General features: G+C 35.4%; 13 protein-coding genes. 9 read left to right on the forward strand and 4 right to left on the reverse strand.

The window, feature by feature from the left end; all coding sequences use genetic code 11:
* Window positions 1–29 precede the first annotated feature (29 nt).
* The 5 genes from ACTJIW_RS19630 to ACTJIW_RS19650 all read left to right on the forward strand — a co-directional run bounded on the left by ACTJIW_RS19630 (window position 30) and on the right by ACTJIW_RS19650 (window position 6,726).
* On the forward strand, window positions 30–1,049 hold the full coding sequence (locus tag ACTJIW_RS19630; protein WP_440715792.1) for an alpha/beta fold hydrolase: 1,020 nt from the start codon (window positions 30–32) through the stop codon (window positions 1,047–1,049).
* A 194-nt stretch (window positions 1,050–1,243) separates the two neighbouring features.
* Complete coding sequence (locus ACTJIW_RS19635; protein WP_440715793.1) at window positions 1,244–3,007, forward strand: amidohydrolase; 1,764 nt, start codon at window positions 1,244–1,246, stop codon at window positions 3,005–3,007.
* 46 nt (window positions 3,008–3,053) lie between these two features.
* Entirely contained in the window at window positions 3,054–4,064 is a 1,011-nt protein-coding gene (locus ACTJIW_RS19640; protein WP_440715794.1) for an MBL fold metallo-hydrolase, read from the forward strand.
* 2 nt (window positions 4,065–4,066) lie between these two features.
* The gene (locus ACTJIW_RS19645; protein ID WP_440715795.1) at window positions 4,067–5,434 is read left to right on the forward strand and encodes an alginate export family protein; all 1,368 of its coding nucleotides are present in this window, start codon (window positions 4,067–4,069) and stop codon (window positions 5,432–5,434) included.
* A 341-nt stretch (window positions 5,435–5,775) separates the two neighbouring features.
* Complete coding sequence (locus ACTJIW_RS19650) at window positions 5,776–6,726, forward strand: polysaccharide deacetylase family protein (RefSeq protein WP_440715796.1); 951 nt, start codon at window positions 5,776–5,778, stop codon at window positions 6,724–6,726.
* Window positions 6,727–6,964: 238 nt separating this feature from the next.
* Here the strand turns inward: ACTJIW_RS19650 and ACTJIW_RS19655 are convergent, their stop codons facing one another.
* Window positions 6,965–8,968, reverse strand: coding sequence for a RagB/SusD family nutrient uptake outer membrane protein (locus tag ACTJIW_RS19655; protein ID WP_440715797.1), 2,004 nt, complete (start codon window positions 8,966–8,968; stop codon window positions 6,965–6,967).
* A gap of 12 nt (window positions 8,969–8,980) precedes the next feature.
* Window positions 8,981–12,370: a SusC/RagA family TonB-linked outer membrane protein gene (locus ACTJIW_RS19660; RefSeq protein WP_440715798.1), complete on the reverse strand. Its 3,390-nt coding sequence runs from the start codon at window positions 12,368–12,370 to the stop codon at window positions 8,981–8,983.
* A 500-nt stretch (window positions 12,371–12,870) separates the two neighbouring features.
* On the opposite strand from ACTJIW_RS19660, the gene ACTJIW_RS19665 reads away from it, so the two are divergent.
* Complete coding sequence (locus ACTJIW_RS19665) at window positions 12,871–13,698, forward strand: Ca2+-dependent phosphoinositide-specific phospholipase C (RefSeq protein ID WP_440715799.1); 828 nt, start codon at window positions 12,871–12,873, stop codon at window positions 13,696–13,698.
* Window positions 13,699–13,752: 54 nt separating this feature from the next.
* Here ACTJIW_RS19665 and ACTJIW_RS19670 read toward each other — a convergent pair whose 3' ends face one another.
* Window positions 13,753–16,128: a TonB-dependent receptor domain-containing protein gene (locus ACTJIW_RS19670; RefSeq protein ID WP_440715800.1), complete on the reverse strand. Its 2,376-nt coding sequence runs from the start codon at window positions 16,126–16,128 to the stop codon at window positions 13,753–13,755.
* 124 nt (window positions 16,129–16,252) lie between these two features.
* Here ACTJIW_RS19670 and ACTJIW_RS19675 point away from each other — a divergent pair, with 124 nt between their 5' ends.
* The 3 genes from ACTJIW_RS19675 to ACTJIW_RS19685 all read left to right on the forward strand — a co-directional run bounded on the left by ACTJIW_RS19675 (window position 16,253) and on the right by ACTJIW_RS19685 (window position 19,014).
* The gene (locus ACTJIW_RS19675; protein ID WP_440715801.1) at window positions 16,253–17,899 is read left to right on the forward strand and encodes a histidine kinase; all 1,647 of its coding nucleotides are present in this window, start codon (window positions 16,253–16,255) and stop codon (window positions 17,897–17,899) included.
* Window positions 17,896–18,591, forward strand: a complete 696-nt coding sequence (locus tag ACTJIW_RS19680) for a LytR/AlgR family response regulator transcription factor (RefSeq protein ID WP_440715802.1) — start codon at window positions 17,896–17,898, stop codon at window positions 18,589–18,591. Before ACTJIW_RS19675 ends, ACTJIW_RS19680 begins: the two co-directional genes overlap by 4 nt.
* Before the next feature lie 141 nt (window positions 18,592–18,732).
* Entirely contained in the window at window positions 18,733–19,014 is a 282-nt protein-coding gene (locus ACTJIW_RS19685) for a hypothetical protein (RefSeq protein ID WP_012026461.1), read from the forward strand.
* Between the two features lie 97 nt (window positions 19,015–19,111).
* Here ACTJIW_RS19685 and ACTJIW_RS19690 read toward each other — a convergent pair whose 3' ends face one another.
* Window positions 19,112–20,650 (reverse strand): peroxidase, FMP-type, encoded by a 1,539-nt coding sequence (locus tag ACTJIW_RS19690; protein WP_440715803.1) that lies wholly within the window; start codon window positions 20,648–20,650, stop codon window positions 19,112–19,114.
* Between the last annotated feature and the right edge of the window lie 8 nt (window positions 20,651–20,658).

A 20,658-nucleotide genomic window follows, 5' to 3' on the forward strand; every position in this document is an offset into this window, starting at 1 on the left:
ATTTTTTAACTAATTAAAATTTTAAAATCATGAAAACGAATTTATTAAACATGTCATTCTTAAACTTCAAAAGTAAATCGGCACAGTTATTTGGCTTTGCAATTTTACTCCTGACATTCATTTCCTGTAATAAAAAAGCAGAAGAAACTCCTGCGGCAGAATCTAAACCTGCAGAAACAACCGAAACAACACAAACTGCACCGGCAAATCCTCCAGAAAACTTTAAACATGCCACTGCCACTGTAAACGGAATCAAAATTCATTACGTAATTGGCGGTAAAGGAGATCCATTAGTTTTAGTTCACGGTTTTGGGCAAAACTGGTATATGTGGAATCGTTTATTACCAGAATTATCCAAACATTTTACTGTTATCGCTCCAGATTTAAGAGGTGTAGGAGAATCTGACAAACCAGAAAGCGGTTACGATAAAAAAACAATGGCATCTGATATTCATGAATTAGTAAATCAGCTTGGGTATAAAAATATCAATCTGGCCGGACATGATATCGGACTTATGGTCGCTTATGCTTATGCAGCACAATATGGAGAGAGCGTAAAAAAAGTCGCTTTAATGGATGCCCTTTTACCTGGAATTGAGCCAGTTTGGTCAAATGTTAAAGGATCTGCGTGGTGGTTTGGATTTTTTGCATGGCCGGCATCGGGAGATATTGTAAAAGGAAAAGAAAAAGAATTCTTAACTAATTTCTGGCCGGTTGTAGGACACGTAAAAGATCCTTTTACTCCAGAAGAATCTGCAGAATTTATTAGAGCTTATGCTGTTGAAGGAGGTACAACCGCTGCTTTTAAATGGTTTGGCGCATTTGACCAAGACGGAAAAGACAACTTAGTTTTTGCTAAGAAAAAGCTAAAAATGCCATTATTGGCAATGGGCGGCGAATATTTTGCGGCGGCTTTTCTTAAAGATCATTCTAAACTGGTTGCAGAAAATGTTACTGAATCTAAAATAGCGGGTGCTGGCCACTGGCTGGTTCAAGAAAATACAGCTCAGGTACAAAAAGATTTACTAGCCTTTTTCTTGGCTAAATAACCCGTTGTGTTTTTTATTTAACACATGGAAACATAGAATTTTATTTATAGGAAAGTGATTAAAAAGAAACTAGTTTCTAACACATAGCCAACTATGTTTGTTTTAAACAAGTGAAACGCCTTTTTTAAACCTCCAAAAAACTATGTTTCTATGTGTTAAAATAATTACCCTCAAAGGATTAAATAACTAAAATCATGAAAAAATTATTATTAATTCTATTGCTTTCTGCGGGCTTGTCATCTCAAGCCCAGCAAAAAGCAGATCTGATTATCTACAACGGAAAAATTGCAACCATGCAGAAACAAAACGAATTTGTTCAGGCAATTGCAATAAAAGACGGAATTATTCTGGATACAGGAACTGAGAAAAGTATTCTCTCAGCATATAAATCTTCGGCAACAAAACTAATTGATGCCAAAGGAAAAACAGTAATTCCGGGATTGAATGACAGTCATATGCACGTCATTCGTGAAGGTTTGAATTATAATTCTGAATTGCGCTGGGATGGTGTAAAAACCTTAAAACGCGCCATGGAAATGCTGAAAGAACAAGCAGCAAGAACTCCAGAAGGCGTTTGGATTAAAGTAATTGGCGGCTGGAATGAATTTCAATTTGAAGAAAAAAGACAACCTACAATTGACGAAATCAATGCTGCCGTTCCTGATAAACCAGTTTTTATAACCTATTTATATGGAAAAGCTTTCCTTAATAAAAAAGGAATTGAAGTTTTAAAATACACAAAAGATACGAAATACGAAGGAAGTCTTCTGGAACAGGATGCAAACGGAAATTTAACTGGTTTAATGTACGCCAAAGAAACACCTAAAGCAATTTATACTACATTAGGTTTAACCACAAAATTAACTCCAGAAGAACGCATTAACAGTTCCATACAGTTTAATCACGAACTTAATCGTTTTGGACTTACAAGTATAATTGACGCGGCTGGAGGAAGTCAAAACTTTCCTGCTGATTATGTTACATCTTTAGAACTGGCGAAACAAAACAAACTGAGCCTGCGAATTTCATATTATTTATTCGCTCAGCAAAAAGGCAAAGAATTACAGGATTATGAGAAATGGGTTGCCGAAACTCAGATCAATAAAAATGATAATTTAATAGTTCCAAATGGTTATGTAGAAGAAGGCGCGGGAGAAAACATCGTAGCTTCGGCAGCTGATTTTGAAAATTTTCTGGAACCGAGAATTGTTTTGTCCGATGAAATGGAAAAAGATCTGGAACCAATTATCAGATTATTGGCTAAAAACAAATGGCCTTTCCGACTTCACGCTACTTACGGCGAATCGATTGACAGAATGCTGAATGTTTTTGAGAAAGTAAACAAGGAAATTCCGTTTAACGGATTACGCTGGTTTTTTGATCACGCCGAAACAATTACGCCATCTGAACTCGAACGTGTTAAAAAATTAGGAGGCGGTATTGCAGTGCAGTTTAGAATGTATTATCAAGGGGAACTGTACAACAAAATGTACGGAGCTCCAAAAACGCAGCTTCCTCCTATCAGGAAAATGCTGGAATTGGGAATTCCTGTGGGAATGGGAACCGATGCAACCCGAATTTCAACTTACAATCCGTGGATGTCTTTGCATTGGCTTCTTACTGGAAAAACAATTGGCGGCATACAGTTTTGGCCGAAAGATCAGGTTTTAGATAAGTTCACAGCTTTGCAATTGTACACTTCTGGAAGTGCATGGTTTTCGGGTGAAGAAAAAGACAAAGGAAAACTGGTAAAAGGAATGTATGCTGATTTAGCCATTATTTCTGATGATTATTTCTCGGTTAAACCAGATGACATTCGAAAAATAGAATCGGTTTTGACTGTTGTGAATGGCAAAATTGTTTACGCTTCCGCGGAATATAAAGACCTGAATCCTGAGATTCCAGCCGTAATTCCGGATTGGTCTCCTGTGAAATATTTTGGCGGATATCAGAGATAAATATCAATGGCAAAATTCAATAACAATATCAATTAAAAAAACAACCATGAAAAAGATAAACCCTATTATAATATTGATGATGCTGTTTTTAGTGCAGCATACGTATGCACAATTTCCAATGCCCCCAGAAGTGCCAATTTGGGACGCTAATAAAGTGACCTTACAGCTGCATAAAATTTCGGATAATGTGTATGCAGTTTCACCAGCAACGACTGAAACCGAAACTACAAAAGGGATTCCGCAGGCAACTTCTGCGGGTTTTATTGTGGGTGATAAAGGCGTTTTGTTAATAGAAACGATGCTGAGTAAAAGATTATACGATCAATTGTATAAATTGATTCGTTCTGTTACTCCAAAACCTATTGTTTATGCTGTAAATACTAGTGATCACGGCGATCATTGTTTTGGAAATTACCTTCTTCCAAAAGAAACTATTTTGATACAAAATGAATTCTGTAAAGAAAATCTCGCCAAGAACTACGACGGAATTAAACAATTTATGATCATGCTTTTTGGAAAAGACCGCGGTATTGAACAAAGTGTATATCGTCCTGCTGATCTTACCATAGCTGTAAATCAAAGCTTAAAATTGGATTTGGGCGGCGGTAAAATTGTAGAAATTATCAATGTCGGAACAGCACAGTCTCCCGCAGATTTGTTTGTTTTTCTGAAAGATTCAGATAAGAATGTTTTGTGGGCTGGAAATCCTTTTATTGCCGAAAGTCCAGCGATTCCGTGGCTGTTTGACGGTTATTTTTTAGAGCCAGTCCGCAATCTTCAAAAAATTTACGACATGGTTGGCGACAATGATGTTGTGGTTCCGGGTCACGGCAGAATTACAAACAAAAAAGGCATAAAATACACGATTGATTATGTAAATGCTCTGAAGACAAATGTAGAAGTTGCCGTTAAAAAAGGCGAAACTTTAGACCAAGTAAAAGCCTCTCTAACAATGAAAGAATTTGATAAAGGTTATGTTCTTTTTAACTGGCTTCATTACAATTTCAATATTCCAAACGCGTACAACGATATCAAGAAAAACAGTTTAGGCAAATAGCCATGAAAAAAATTATCCTATTATTTCTTTTTTGCATACAGCTTAAGGCGCAGCATTATCCTGATTTTAAACCACTGCGTTTTGATGAAAATTATGAAGTTTTGCAAAAAGATACGGTTAAAAATAATTGGTATAAAACCATGAAATACCTGCCGCTCTACTCCTCGGGGAAAACGTATTTGAGTTTTGGAGGAGAGATTCGGTATCAATATTTTTATGCCAAAAATGAAAAATGGGGCGATGATCCACAAGATCCAGACGGCTATATTTTAAATCGTTTACTGCTTCATGCTGATTTTCATTCGAGCAAATATTTCAGGGCATTTATACAATTACAAAGCAGTAATGCTAACGGAAGAATTGATCCGAGTCCGGTTGACAGCGACCCGCTAGAAGTACATCAGGGTTTTGTAGATATTAATCTTATTTCAGAAAAAAATAAACAATTGATTTTTAGAGCCGGAAGACAGGAATTGAGTTATGGTTCTCAACGTTTGGTTGCGGTTCGGGATGGACCAAATAACCGTCAATCGTTTGATGCCATGAAAACTGTTTTAGGTTTCAATAATTATCGAGCCGATTTATTTTACAGTCATTATGTTGCAGCACAAGACGGCATTTTTGATGATTACTCGAATAAAAAAAGACAGTTTTGGGGAAGTTATTTTGTTATCAATAAAATTCCGGCAATCAAAAATATTGATTTGTATTATCTGGGATATCAAAGGGCAAATGCGAATTTTGATGATGCGGGCGGAAAAGAATTACGGCATTCCGTTGGAACCCGCATTTGGGGAAAATATGATGAATGGCGTTACGATGCCGAAGCGGTTTATCAGTTTGGCAATATTGAATCTAAAGATATTAAGGCATGGACGGTTTCTCTAAATACCGGATACCGATTTACATCGGTAGTTTTAAAACCCGAATTTGGATTTAAAGTAGAATTAATCAGCGGTGATAAAACAAATGGAGATAATCAATTAAATACTTTTAATCCGTTGTTTCCTAGAGGTGCTTATTTTGGATTGGCTTCGGTAATCGGGCCTTCGAATTTGGTTGACTTCCATCCTTCTATTAGTCTAGAACTGGCCAAAAATATCGATTGGGTTATTGATTATGATATGTTTTGGAGATACAGCAATCAGGACGGAATTTATGGTCCAAACACGATTATGATTTATCCTGGCGATGCAACCGACGCCAAAGAGATTGGAAAACAGTTAGAAAGTGAAATTATCTACACTCCTAATCAATATTTATATTTCCGTATTGAGGCAACTTGGTTTAAAGCTGGGGATTTTCTAAAAGCTGCTGGAACTGGAAAAAATATGTTTTTTACGGGGGTTACGGCACAGATTAAGTTTTAACAACTCTTTGCACATCATTTTTTAAACACATAGAGACATAGGTTTACTGTATCTATAAAGGCGTTTCGCTTGTTTAAATAAACATAGCTTATTGAATTATTTCACGCAGATTTAAAATGATTTAATCAGATTAACACAGATTTCAAAATATTTAATCTGCTCAAATCTGCCGAATCTGCGTGAAACCAAAAAAATCAACCAAAAGTGTTGTTGGAACTATGTAACAGAGATATATTTCTCTTTCGTATTCTCAAATTATATCAAAATCTATGTTTCTATGTATTTAAAACTTTTTCAATAATATATACTTAGAGTTTATTTACAATTAAAATATTCATGCAATGACAACTAGAAGAAATTTTATAAAAATGGCGGGATTGACAAGCGCGGCGATGATGGCAAATCCTGTTGAGGCTTTTTCAACTCCTATAAATAAAGAAAAAATGGAATTAGAAACACCAAATAAATGGTTAGACGGATCTAGATTAGTAGTTTCTGTCTCTATGCAGTTTGAAGCGGGCGGACAGCCTCAAAATGCTGAAAGTCCGTTTCCGCAGAACATGCAGAAAGGCTATAATGACTTTCCTGCCGAAACCTGGTACCAATACGGTTATAAAGAAGGAATTCCGAGAATGCTGGACAACTGGGACAAACACGGAATAAAAGTAACTTCGCATATGGTAGGCTCGGCTGTTTTGCAAAATCCACAGCTGGCAAAAGAAATTGTACAGCGCGGACATGAGGCAGCGGCTCACGGAATGAACTGGAGTTCGCAATATGCCATGTCTTACGACGAAGAGAAAAAGTTCATCAAAGCCGGAGTTGATGCTATAAAAAGTGTTACAGGTTTTACCGCTGTTGGATATAATGCCAACTGGCTTCGACGTGGAGAAAACACTTTAAAAATTCTTCAGGAATTGGGTTTTACCTATCATATAGATGATTTAAGCAGAGATGAGCCTTTCATTATTCAGGTTAATAAAAAAGATTTTACAGTTGTTCCTTATACAATTCGCTGTAATGATATTGTTTTGATTGAGGGCAAAAACTTTTCTTCAGATCAATTTTTTAATCAGGTTAAGGCTGAATTTGACCAGCTTTATGCAGAAAGTGAATTTAAGCGAAGACAGCTTTCTATCAGTTTTCACGACCGAATTGGCGGTACACCGCAAATGGTTAAAACTACTTCTGATTTATTAGAGTATATCAAAAAACATAATGGCGTTACTTTTAAAAGAAAAGATGAAATAGCAAAAATGACACTTCAGGATAAAACATCAATTCGTGAATAAACACACTTTTTTGGGTTTCTTATATTCGCAGCAAAACGATTCTTTTTAATTCTGCTTAATTAACATAAAACCTGCAAGTCCTTACGATTTGCAGGTTTACTTTTTATGGTATTTTATAATACGGACTTAACCAATTTACAGAATCAGAAGAATAAATCAGTTAAAAATTCTTCCATACCATAAATAAAGGCGGCCAATTGGCCGCCTTTTTGGTATTTTAAAAATTAAATAAAGAGATTTAAATTTTACTTTCGTCATCAACAGCATCCTGCCATTTATCCCAAACTTTTACTCCTGCATTATATCCGTCATAACCAAAATTCTGGCTTAACTGACCTCTAATGTTAGGCTCGATTGCAAGTCTAAATGGAATTGGCCAGTAATTGTTGCGTTTATCCATAGAATAAAACTTTACACCTGGTTTTAAAGAAATACCTCCCGGATATTTGTTGTAAAGGGTATAATGAACAATACGCTGCCACCAATAACTTCCTCCAGATGCGTCTTTTCCTGCTTGTTTATCCCAAGTGTCTTTGTTATACGTATTTCCCCATTCATCTGGTTTTCCGCTTAGCGCAAGACAATGTGAAATACGTTTTAACTCAACATTTCTCCATTCTTCCATATAAAGCTCTCTTCCTCTTTCTGCACAAATATCACCAATAGTTACGGTAGTATACATTTGTGAAGCTTTTGCTCTTGTTCTTACAGCATTTACGTCCTGAGCTGCACCTGAAACATTGCCTTGATAAAAACGGGCTTCTGCACGTAACAAATAAGTTTCGGCTAAACGATAGATATACATATGCGCACTTGCTCCTGCAGTAGCTCCTTGAAAATCATTTGCTGCCGGATTAGCTTCGGCCACAACATCGTGATAAAAGATTTTATAATGCGGGAAATCAAACCAGTCACGAATAGAATCCTGCGCTAACAACTTGCCAGATGCATCTTTCATTCTAAAATTTTGACCAGCCCACGCTGCACTTCCGCCAGCACCCGGAGCATATTTAAGATCTTCCATATTTACCCAGTTACCAACAGTACTGTTATGTCTAAGATCGACCTTATCTTCAACACCATTTACAACCCACATAGGATGCTGTGAGTAATAAGAACCGCTGATTGTACCAATACCACGCCCTATTGCTCTTTGATAATCATACTTTGCATTATAATTGGTTTTATCCGTCAATGGAAAACGAGGCGCAGCTGTTTTTCCGTCAGGAGTAATTAAGTTGGCATCATTCCAGTTTGGACCAAAAATTCTCATTGAAGAAAATGCTAAAAATGACTGTGCTCCTCCATTTGGTGCCACCAAAATAGCCTCTGTATTTGCAGAAATCACTTTGTTTTCAGGTCTGTGCAAATCCCAGATTACATTTCTTGTAATAGGCCATGCCGTTGGGTTTCCTCCCGGATCAAATATTCCTAAAGTATTTTGTACCAAAGAATAACCAGATTGATTAATCAAAATATTGGCTTGTGCTTCAGCATCGGCAAATCTTCCGGATGCTAAATAACATTTAATCAATAACTGACGGCAGGCACCTTTACTAATCATACCCACGTAACCTATTTTTGCCTGTTCAGGCACCCATTCTACAGCTTTCTCCATATCAGCCGTAATCATTTCAATAATGGCTTCTTTTTTTGTAGAATAATAACTCTGCTTTGGAACTTCCAAAATTTTAGTGATCAGCGGAATATCTCCAAATTGATACACTAGATTAAGATAACGGTATGCTCTATGAAAATAAGCCTGACCGATATATTTATTTTTAACTTCTGCAGATAAACTTGTCACATTACCAATATAGGTCAATACAGTATTAGCATTTTTAATACCTGTATAGGCTTCTGTCCACATAAATCCAAGATAAATAGATTCACCGCCTGCATCTCTTCTAAAATCTCCAGTAGGAACAATAGTATTCGCATAATCAGCAATATTACTGCCCGTGTCAGTTTTTCCATACTGTGCCATATCTGAGAAAAGATATTCTGTACCAATAGGCACACTCACACCAGAATAACCAAAGTGAATATAATTATTACGCAGCTGTTTGTCACACAATGCTAAAGTTGCCTGTAATCCGGCTTCTGTAGAAAATGTAGTTCCCGGTTCGTAAAACGAAAGCGGATCTGAGTCAAGAAAATCTTTTGAACAAGAGCTGGAAAGCACTGCCAATACTGCGAAAGGCAATAGTCTTGTAATTTTATGTTTTATATATTTTTTCATTGTTGGGTAATTTTAAAGTTGGAAATTAAAACCTAAATTAAACTGTCTTGTAGCCAGTCCGCCTGTTTCTGGATCTCCGTAATATTTCCATTCTTTAGAAGCAGACCATGTTGCAACGTTTTGAACCGAAGCATAAATTTTTATACTTTTAATATGTACTTTATCTAAAATATCTTTAGGAAGCGTGTAAGCTAACGAGATGTTATCCAGACGAATAAAACTGCGGTCGTACAATCTTCCCGGTGCAACCGGAGTTCCTGCAGGTCCTTTAGCATCAAGACGCGCCCACTCATTAGTTGGGTTGTCAAGTGTCCAATACGGGTTTACATAAGGATTGAAGTTGAATTTATATAAACTCGCATCGTTGAAAGTATTCATATAATTTGAGTTAAGAGACTTTCCTCCCATATTAGAATACATGCTGATACCCAAATCCCAATTTTTATAAATCTTGAAATCATTACGCAGCGACCATTGTACAGGAGAATTTGAGTTTCCTAAAAACTGTTTGTCTTTTTCATTATAAACTGCTTTTTTATAAGGGTTTCCATCTGCATCTACCGCATCTACATCATCTGCCGTATAGCTGTTGGCAACTTTTGGATCTCCAGGGCGCTGTCCGTATTTTTGAGCCTCTTTCCATTCATCTTTCTGCCAGATTCCAGTTATTCTATAATCCCAAATTTGAGTAATTGATTTTCCTATAAACCATCCATTTGCAGAATCATTTCCTTCTTGTCTTCCAATAACATTACCGTTTTCATCTTTAATGTCTACCATATTGCCATACAATGACACAATTTTGTTCTCGTTGTAAGATATTCCAAATGTAGTACGCCATTCAAAATTTTCTCTTTTCATATTAAGCGTATTAAGACTCAACTCAATACCTTGATTTTGAACTTCTCCAAGATTGGTAGCAATTGATGAAAATCCAGTGAAACCAGGTAATGACTGACTCATAATCATATCATGGGTAGAGGCTCTGTAAGCATCTACAGTAGCAGTGATACGGTCATTTAAGAAACCTAAATCAAGACCAATGTTTGTTGATGTTGTTTTTTCCCATTCCAGATTTGGATTTGCCATACGGTCAAGCGCTAAATATTTCAATTCAAGTGCTTTTCCAGAAGGATCTAAATACCCCATTGTTCCGGTATTTACAAGATTTGCCAAAGAAATGTACGGATCTGCAAGCGTTCTGTTTCCATTTTTACCCCAAGACAAACGCAATTTACCAGTACTCATAGCATCCCAGTTGAACCATTTTTCATTTTTAAAGTTCCATGCAACCCCAAAAGAAGGGAAAACTGCATAAGGATTTGAAGCTCCAAATGCCGAATATCCATCACGGCGAATAGTCGCTGTAAGCATATAACGATTATCAAACGAATAGAAAAGTCTTGCCATTAATGCATCTGCCGTTTCATGTGTATCGTTTGATCTAATTGCACTATTAGCCATTGTTGCCGTATTAACAAGGTGAAATCCCAGAGCATCTGAAGGCTGAATATTATAAGCATCCATTCCATCTGACCAAAAACGGCGTTCTTCAGCTTCCTGAACAAAAGTGGCTATAATATGATGTTTTTGAGCAATCGTATAATCCCATGTTAAGTTATTATTTAGATTATAATCAAATCTTGTTGAATTGTTTCTGTTTACACCTGTAGTAGCTGCAGGCCAGTTTGGGTTCTGCGTAGATCTGAAATAACGGTCATGAAAAAACTGATAACGAGGAGCAATGTTAAAAGTATAAGTAATACCTAAAGGCAGACTTACTTTAGCATTGAAAATGGTATTTAATGTTGTATATCCTGTCTCTTTTTCAATAAATTGACGCTCGTAGTAATAGTTATAATTTTGTCCTGAGACATTTTTTCCCATCGGCTGTCTTTCATAATTGCCATTTGCATCTATAAAAGTTCCAAACGGGCTGGTTCTCATCATATTATTATCTCCGGGGTTTGTTCCTAAAGAAGGAGTTATATCTCCATCTGATCGATCCTGAAAATTAACGTTTAATCCAAGGTCAAGCCAGTCCGTAACTTTAGCGTCAACTTTCATGTTAGAACGAGCTGATTTGTAATCATTTCCAACAATCGCTCCTTCTGAAGTTAAATAACCAAAAGACATATAATAATTTACTCGGTCACCTGCACCCGAAATACTCAAATTATTATCATGATTAATTCCTGTTCTAAAAGAACTGTTACTCCAGTCGTGTGTTTTATCAGCCAGGAAATTTGCCATCAGCGAAGGATCAAAATTTAGTCCTAAACGGGCTCCCCAAACTTCTTTGCTGCTTTTCCCGACTGTTTGAGCTGTTGGCTGATAAGCCAGCCATTGTGCTTCGGTAATGCCCCATTTTGACAAATCATTTGGATTTGAAAAATACCCAGGTCTGCCATTTGCAACTGTTCCTGTTATAAAGGCTTCGTATTGCCCTGTTGCAGTATTAACACCATACGTTTGGGCAGTTTCCCAGTCTTCTCGATATTTTAAGTAGCCTTCTGGAGAATACACTTTACGATAGGCACTTTTATTGCTGATCGTTGTGTTAGTAGTAAAACTAACCATAGGTTTACCCGTTTTACCTTTTTTAGTTGAAATAAGGATAACCCCAGCCGCTGCTCTCGATCCGTATACAGATGCTGCCGAAGCATCTTTTAAAATATCAAGCTGTGCAATATCGTCAGGATTAATTTCTGAAAGTTCACCATAAAACTGCATTCCGTCTAAAATAATAAGCGGGTCATTATGAGGTCCGTATTTATCATCCTTATTATTACTTGCAGTATATACAGAAGTCTGACCACGAATTTGTATTCTCCCGCCTCCTTTTGCAGAAGGATCATACCCTACTCTTACTCCAGGAGTACCTCTTAAGATATCCTGAACCGTCTGCGGATTTTGGTTTACCAATTTATCAGGCGAAACCTGAACAATTGCTCCCGTTAAATCCTTTTTCTTCATTTTACCATAACCTACTACAACTACCTCATCTAATGAAGTTGTTGCTTTTTGCATTTTTACAGTAATTGAAGTTTTACCTTTTAGGCTGACTTCGGCAGTCGTATAGCCTAAAAAAGATATTAGTAATACAGAATTAGGATTCTCTACTTTTAAAGAAAACTTTCCGTCAAAATCTGTTAACGCAGCATTTTTACTTCCTTTTTCTAAAACAGTAACTCCCGGCAATGGCATACCGTTTTCGTCATTTACCTGTCCTTTAATTTCTGTTTGAAGTACATTTGAAGATACAGTTGTACTTGTAGAACTAATGGCGTATCCAGAAACCTGAAATAAAGAAAACAATAGAGATAATATCATCATTTTCTTTTTCAAATTAAATTCAGATACACAATTAGAACCTTTTTTAATCCTAAAGTGATTTTTCATTTTTGGTTTGAAATTTTGGTTATTGATAGTTAGTTTTGGAAATCATTATTGTGCCGGCTGAATCACATTATGATTTCACCGCAAATTTGATTTAAAGTAGGGATATTAAAATACGTTTTTGGGTATACTAAAGTCTTGAAAATACATTAAACGCAGTATTTTAGTATTAAAAAAACATATTAACCAAAAAAGACGGTAAATAATAGATATTTAATTAACCGAATGAGTTAGTAACACTCTTCTTTAAAATTGAACTAAAAAAACGGCTCCTTATTTATTGCCAAAACTCCTCTTTCAAAATCTTAAGAAAATTATCGGGTTTCATAACAAAAAAATGGTGCTTTAGAACATTTTTTTTAACCAGCGAAACGAAAAATAGTAGTTTTAAACTATAGAAATCTAAAGAAGTTGTGCGGACTTTTTTTAAGTCGGCAGCAAGATGCTTATCTCTCGAACTTCATTCCTCTTTATTATTTTATTAACCCCTAAATAAAAAAACTATGGAACTAAAAGATCGTCTTTATAATCAAATTCAAATTAAGGCTTCACATAACAGTTATGTTGATGCATTGCCGGCTCTGCCTACTCAATTATTGTTTGATCCAAATGATCCTGCAAAAGATGGATGCTTGGGACTCGAACTCGACATTTGGAGGCATTCCTCAAAATATGTTCCGTATAGCTCTATACAGGAAGGATATTTTACTGTAAGTCATTCAAATGGACGTCAAACCAAATTGAAATATTTTCTTGACATTCTAAAAACCTGGCACGAAGCCAATAAATTACATTACCCGGTTTTTGTTACTATAGACATAAAAAGTAAATTCGGAGGATATGCCAGATTTCATGAAGAAATCGATACGTATTTGCAGCAGTATTTTGGAGATGATAAAATCTTTATGCCAAATGCTATGATGCCAGATAGAAAAGCCGGATTATATGATAATGCCAGAGTTTACGGCTGGCATAAAATTGGTGATATGTTAGGCAAATTTATTTTTTGCCTGAGCGGAAACAAGGGATGGAAAAAAAGATACTCTAATACTGATATTTTAGACCGACGCTGTTTTAGTGATATAGATATTGATGATGAAAAGGATATTAATAATATTGTTGTTTATAATATGTCAAAATCAAAAGGTTTAAAGTATTCTTACAGCGGACCTTCAACCCGCATTACGCGTGTGTACGATGTTGACAAAGAGAAAGACTGGAATGATATTTTAAGATTCAATCATTCAGTAATAGCAACAAATAAAGTCAATGATACTAAATGGGCAAAGGTTAATAACACCTCTCCTATAAATGTTAAAACAGGAGTTTAACTAAATAAAAAACATGCTTAAAAAATTAAGCATGTTTTTTATGAACCTGAAAGATTAATTGCGATTCGCGTTATTTGCTTGTCTAATTCCTTTTGGATCCGTTAAATTAAAACGATACACAAAACTAAGTCTGTATCGGGCCGCATTAGGTATACTATTCACATTTAGGTAATAATTGTCACCAATTGTAGTGCTTTTGTTTTGACGCAGATCAAATGCATTTGTAACATCAAATACAATAGTCGCTTTATCTTTCAATAAAACTTTACTTAACCCAAAATCAAGCGATTGCAGCGGATCATTTTTGGTTTGTGCATTTTGCTGCGCTCCGCGAAAATTGTAACGTCCCTGAAAACTAAATTTTGCAGGCAGTTTAATCTGTGTGTTTAAACGTCCGGTAAAAGTCTTTCCTTCATAATTAAGGTCTTCATCCTGATAACTTCCTTTTTGTTTAAAATGATAAAAATTCATTTCCATATTTACCTGAAGCCATTTTGCAGGATTATATAAGGTTGAAATTTCAATACCGCTTCGTATTTCATGTTGAATATTAATGGGTGTTGTATAAAAAATATTGTTTTCACGATAGGTAAAATCTTGTATATAACCGCTTTCCCACTGGTAATAAACAGACGGATTTAAAGTAAATTTTTTCCATGTTTTAAGAAAAGCCAGCTCAAAAACATCTGTATAAGATGGATTAAGATCTGGATTTCCAACATATTGTGCATTTAAATCTGTTACTTCATTAAAAGGATATAAAGCATATAAGGGCGGACGATTGATGCGCTTACTGTAATTTAACTGTAAAGTTGATGCATCAAACTTATAGCTCAAATTAACGCTAGGAAATAGTCTGTTATAATTTTTATCATCACTATATGTGTTTTTACTATCTGTAATCGAAATTTTGGTAAACTCGGTGCGCAGTCCAAACATATAGCTGAATCGTTTAATCTTACTGCTGTATTGTGCATATCCGCTGGCAATTGTTTCTGTATACTTTAAGTCGTTATCAATATTTTGATAGATTTTCCAAATATCATCTTCTTGCTGTTCTGCCAAAAATTGACTGGAAACTTTACGAATCTCAGTTTTAACACCAACTTCAAATGTTGAAATTGTATCTATCGGCTGTACAAAATCACTCTGAACAAGCAGATCTTTACTATTTCCTACTGAATTAGTCCGAATACCGGGATAAGCCAATGTTTCTGGATACAAACGCTGTGTCGAAAGATTCCAGTTTTTATCGCTGTTCCACCAATCATACTGAACGTCAATTGTCCATTTTTTTGCCGGACGTTTAAAAGTCTGGGTATAATTAAATTCTAATTGGTTGTAATCTCTTTTTTCTAATGATTTACCTTCTCTTGCTAAAACACTGTCTTTTACATTTTCGGCCTGACCATAATTGTATAATAAATGAGTTTTATCATCATCTTCTGTAGCATTTTTTAAAAACGCAGCTGTAATAGTTCGATGTTCATCTATATAATAATCGGCTCCAAAATACATTAATTTTCCATCGTCATGACGATCCTCATTTTGCACTCGGTTTAAATAATTTGATTTACCATTATCTGTAGTAGTCTGGTTTGTGGTATATAAACCAACATAATCTGAAGAACGTATCCCAAAATTTGAAAAAATATTGATTTTATCTGATTTAAAATTGATGCTTGGATTTAGACGGCTGTCATTTGGAGATCCTGCCACTAATCGAACCTGACCGCTAAAACCGCTTTTTTTGTTTCGCTTTAAAATAATATTAATAATCCCTGCCGAACCGGAAGCATCATATCGAGACGAAGGATTTGTTATTACCTCAATACGCTCAATCTGATCGGCTGCAATTTGGTCAAGAGCATTATTTTGTGTTAAACCAGATTGTCGTCCGTTAATTAAGACCAATACACTGCTGTTACCGCGAAGACTTACGCCGCCAGTCGGACTAACGGTTACAGACGGAACACTATTTAAAACATCATGTGCAGAACCATTCTGCGAAAGCACATCTTTACCAACTTCAAAAACTTTTTTATCAAGTTTTAAGCTCACACTCGATTTTTGTCCTGTAATTTCAACGGCGTTTAATTGAACTGCATCAGAATGTAAATCAATTGTTCCTAATTCAATTTTTGGCCTGCCCGAAATGATTTCAAATGTTCGGCTGTAATTTTGATATCCAATGTAACTAAAAGTGATTGTCATTTTGCCATTTGGCAGTTTTTCAAGAACAAAATCACCTTTATCATCGGTTACACCAACTGCCAATGTTTTTAATGTGCTGTCTTGTATTGATACTGTTGCATAAGGAATCGCTTCTTTATTTGCATTATCCTGAACTTTACCCGAAACAACTGTTTGCTGTGAAAGGCCAAGCATAGGAATTAATAAAATTAAAATACTGGTTATTACTGTTTTCATGTTTATTGGTTTTATGATACAAGATTACTTTATAAAACAAACCAGTGTTCTTTAAAACATTCAAACGGCTCTAAGAGCTTTTGAAATGCACTTCGCAATTCGATATTTATTTTATCTTTATCCTATGTATAGATCAGCCTTTTTTACCATTTTTTTACTGCTATTGTTTACATCATGTAAACAGTATACGGAGTTCGTCAAATCTGATGTAACTTATTATAAAGATGATGATAAACCACATGATTATCTGGGTTCATCACCAGATTCTATATTTAAGGTTAATATTGATGTTGATCTTTATAAACGAGAAAATCCCTCTGCTCCGCTGGGACTGCAGATTAATGCTTTTGGTGCTTTTGACGTTTATTGGGACGGTGTATTAGTGGGAAGCAACGGTAAAATGGCAAAATCTGGTCAGAGCGAAGTACCGGGAACAGAAATGAGCTATTACCAAATACCCGAAAAACTGGCTGGTAAAGGCAAACATATTGTAACCATAACAGGAACACAAATGCAGCTTAGAGAAACCCTGCGCGGCATAGATGTAAAACTCGAAAGTTATTTAAGGCTGCACCGCGCACCGCTTATTGTTATGTCTTTTATGAACCTCATGGCCGGGGCTTTTCTCATTGCATCAATTTATTATTTTTTTCTATACATCAACAGCACTCGCAAAGAAGCAACAGTTTTGCTTTTCGGAATAATCTGTCTGCTCTTTTTCTGCCTGCTTATTATAGAATACATAAAATTTTATATCGACATTCCGTATACCCACTTTTATACACGGCTGCAAATTGTAGGCTTGCTTACTTTTATAATTTCTATATTGGTTCCGTGGTATTTTATGCTGCAGTTTGGCTTTAAAAGAAAGCGGTTATTTCTATTTCTTTTATTTGCAGGTCTTGTAATAATATATGTTAAACATTACGGTCATTACGACAAAACAGCCATATATTTTAGCTATGTAATGTGTTTTGTCTCTATTATTATTGCAGTCGATGCGGCATTTCGAAAAATTAAAGGCGGAGTAATAGTAGTTGTGGGCTTGTTGGCCAGCATTGTAGTAAATAAATTTATATTTTATGATTTTGGATTGTTTATCTCTTTTACCATTATCGTATTGTCAATGCTTTACCTGCATACCATTAAAACTAAAGCTTTAGAAGAAGCTCATAATGCATCGTTATTACTTTCGTCCAGATTACAGCTCGAACTTGTTAAGAAAAATATTCAGCCGCATTTTCTTCGCAACACTCTTACTTCGCTCATTGACTGGATCGAAGAATCACCGCAGCAGGGTATTGTGTTCATTCGGGCGCTGGCAGACGAATTTGATATTATGAATTCAATTTCTGAAGAAACCTTAATTCCTGTAAGACAAGAGATTGAATTATGCAAAAAGCATTTAGAAGTAATGTCTTTTAGAAAAGAATTGAGTTACAAATGGGAAGAAAAAAATATTGATGAAAATGAAGAAATTCCGCCTGCCATTATTCACACCATTATAGAAAATGGCATTACACACAGTTTACCTTCAAACGATGGTTCGATTACTTTCTGTTTAAGTTTTATAAGAGAAAAAAAATACAAACAATATACTTTGCGCACCGTGGCAAAAAATCGAAATAAAAAGAAAAGCGACCTCAGCGGAACAGGTTTTAAATATATAAAAGCCCGATTAAATGAAAGTTATGGCAATAACTGGCAGTTTGATTCTTTTGCTGTTGAAGAAGGATGGCTCACAGAAATTAAAATTTTTGATACAAAATGAAAATTCTAATTATTGAAGACGAAGCGAGAATTGCAAAACGAATCGAAAGAATGACAAGAGGATTTTTTAATAAAGATGTCCAGATTTTTCTTTCTGATTCAGTTGAAAACGGCTTAAATACAATCGATCAAAATGAAATTGATTTATTGCTTTTGGATTTAAACCTAAATGGTGAAGATGGATTTGATGTCCTGCAGACTGTTGTATCAAAATCTTTTCAAACCATTATTATTTCAGCATATACAGACAAGGCTATTACTGCATTTAATTACGGCGTTTTAGATTTTGTGCCCAAACCATTTGACGAAAACAGACTCGCGCAAGCCTTTATCCGTTATACTGCACCAGAAAGAAAAGCGGGAAGTGATATCCAGTTTTTAGCAGTAAAAAAAGCAAAAACTATTAAACTCATTACTATCAAAGATATTAAATACATAAAAGGCGCCGGTATTTATACAGAATTGCATTTACATGACGGTCGTATAGAATTACATGACAAATCGCTGGAATCGCTGGAAAAACTGCTGCCAATAACATTCGAACGAATACACAAATCATATATTCTCTGCTGGAATGAAGCAGAAAAGCTCGTTGTAGAAGCCGGAGGCCGATATCAGATGTTACTAAAAAATGGAGAAATACTACCTGTAGGCCGTTCTAAATATAAAGAAATCAAATATAAATTGATATAGAAAGTCATCTTCTAAAATGAGAATTAAGCAATTCATTTTCATAATTATATAAATTAACAGAAATAAAAAGTTTTACTTTTAAATAATTCTAATTGAGAAAATTAGATAAAACTCAGTCTATTAATTTAAAACTTATATATTATGATTTCTGACAATTACTATTATAATTCTGAAGAATATTCAGGAGATATAACCGCTTACGAAGAACAGCTTTTATTGAATTATGATGATTATCTGCAGGGAAATCTTTCCAGTACACTATCAGCCAATAATCATTACAATCTTGAGTTAGACGATTTAGAAGATGAATTTCTTGAGGATGATATGGAGTCAGAATACGACGAAAATGATTGGGAAGAAGAGGAAGCAGAAAATTTTGAGGAAGATGATACTGCAGATGAAACTTTCTTAATGCAAAGTTGAATGTGGATAGACAAATACTGGTAAAGCCGATGAGTTGTTCATCGGCTTTTCTTTTTCTTGTGTTTTTTTGTTTCTGAATTATTTCTCCAGAATAATTTTAACCTTTATGATAAGGACATCCTGAAGCAGGAGATTCTATTTTATGAGAAGATGGAAACTGTTCTTCCATTAATTGTCTCTGTTCTGGCGAAACATCTTCGATTTTACGAAGTGTATTTACTTGTATATGAGGCCAGCTTGTTGTACCGCCGTCATCTCCAAAATCAAATTCAAAAAATATGATCTGCTCGTATTGCAGCTGCAGAATTTCTTTTCCATTTTCTTCAACAGTTTCAATCCACATTCGCATGTTCATTTCAACTGTAGTAACAAAACGATTTACAAACGGAACATTTAATATTCCGCCTTGTGCTCCCGTTTTATTTTTAGATGACATCTGAATAAGCACATGATTTTTTATAGTTTCTCCTTTTAAAGAATCACGCAGTCTTAAGTCCGGTCTTACTGAATACGGATATAACGGATGTGCCAGAATTCGCTGTGTATAAATCCTGTTTTCCTGAGGGTCATTATCTTTGTTAAGCTTTTCAAATACCCATGCAGGCGGGGCTTTATCAAGATTTATAGGCTCTTTTTTACTTGCTCCTGCACCTCCCATAGTTTTTGAAATAGAAAGGTGATCGTATTCCCACGCTGCATTACCTTCTGGAAATTCAGGTGCAGTATTAATTAAATAACCTGACTTGCCTCTAGTTAGATCTCCTAACAATGTTATGGTGCTTCCGTGCGGAATTACGCCGCTTCGTGAAATAGAATAGTCGGGTATAAAGTAAGGTCCTGTCTGCCCTGCTCCCGGTTTTAACTCTTTAGCAGGAACAATAGAAAGATAAGGTCTTCCTTTTAAATTTTCGAGAGTTACATATTCTTTTTCACCTAAATCATTTATAATCAAGAAAACCGTTTCATCCTGATAACCGCTTTTATATAAATCTCTATTAGGAGCATCTGGTTCTAATGCATGTATGCCTCGATCCTCTTCAATTGTTTTTTCTGTGGCAGCATAATTAAATATATCGCTCAGCCACAAATACATTCCGTTTTCTTCATGAATTGGAGTGTATTTTAAAGCTGATTCTCCCGGCACAGCATTTACACTTTTAATACTTTGTTCATATTTAACTGCACCGCAAAACTGCTCGTTGGCGCCGCCGCGATTGCGGACTCCTCCCGGTACTAAATCAAATGTCAGTTTTTCGATATATTCTTCACATTCAAAACTAAATTTTCCGGGAATAGTTCCTGCATTAGTACCCGGCGAAGGCATAATTGTAGTGTGTATACCGCTTCCTATTAATTCTCTTGAACCATTTCCATTATGATTATAGCTTACCCAGGTTCCTTGTAATGCTCTTAAAATACCATAATCTACATTGTCTACAATTTTCTGCAGATTACTTTCGTGAAAAGGCCTGATTGGAGTTTCAATTTGAACTTTTGAATATCCTTTCATCATACTCGCCAATATACCTTCGGTTTCGGGAGCTCCTTTAAATGATATTTCATTTTGATTTGAATCTATGTTTGCATCTAAATGAGTTAAATTTAACTCATCATCAAAGCCGTTACGTTTTAACATACTATTAC

The organism is Flavobacterium sp. 22659 (genome assembly GCF_052044235.1).
Taxonomy (GTDB): domain Bacteria; phylum Bacteroidota; class Bacteroidia; order Flavobacteriales; family Flavobacteriaceae; genus Flavobacterium; species Flavobacterium johnsoniae.

Bases quoted from the DNA above. Each gene is read 5' to 3' on its own strand.
- ACTJIW_RS19685 (WP_012026461.1), top strand. From the start codon at position 18,733: ATGATTTCTGACAATTACTATTATAATTCTGAAGAATATTCAGGAGAT.
- ACTJIW_RS19675 (WP_440715801.1), top strand. From the start codon at position 16,253: ATGTATAGATCAGCCTTTTTTACCATTTTTTTACTGCTATTGTTTACA.
- ACTJIW_RS19670 (WP_440715800.1), bottom strand. From the start codon at position 16,128: ATGAAAACAGTAATAACCAGTATTTTAATTTTATTAATTCCTATGCTT.
- ACTJIW_RS19660 (WP_440715798.1), bottom strand. From the start codon at position 12,370: ATGAAAAATCACTTTAGGATTAAAAAAGGTTCTAATTGTGTATCTGAA.
- ACTJIW_RS19630 (WP_440715792.1), top strand. From the start codon at position 30: ATGAAAACGAATTTATTAAACATGTCATTCTTAAACTTCAAAAGTAAA.
- ACTJIW_RS19650 (WP_440715796.1), top strand. From the start codon at position 5,776: ATGACAACTAGAAGAAATTTTATAAAAATGGCGGGATTGACAAGCGCG.
- ACTJIW_RS19635 (WP_440715793.1), top strand. From the start codon at position 1,244: ATGAAAAAATTATTATTAATTCTATTGCTTTCTGCGGGCTTGTCATCT.
- ACTJIW_RS19640 (WP_440715794.1), top strand. From the start codon at position 3,054: ATGAAAAAGATAAACCCTATTATAATATTGATGATGCTGTTTTTAGTG.
- ACTJIW_RS19655 (WP_440715797.1), bottom strand. From the start codon at position 8,968: ATGAAAAAATATATAAAACATAAAATTACAAGACTATTGCCTTTCGCA.
- ACTJIW_RS19680 (WP_440715802.1), top strand. From the start codon at position 17,896: ATGAAAATTCTAATTATTGAAGACGAAGCGAGAATTGCAAAACGAATC.
- ACTJIW_RS19690 (WP_440715803.1), bottom strand. From the start codon at position 20,650: ATGTTAAAACGTAACGGCTTTGATGATGAGTTAAATTTAACTCATTTA.
- ACTJIW_RS19645 (WP_440715795.1), top strand. From the start codon at position 4,067: ATGAAAAAAATTATCCTATTATTTCTTTTTTGCATACAGCTTAAGGCG.
- ACTJIW_RS19665 (WP_440715799.1), top strand. From the start codon at position 12,871: ATGGAACTAAAAGATCGTCTTTATAATCAAATTCAAATTAAGGCTTCA.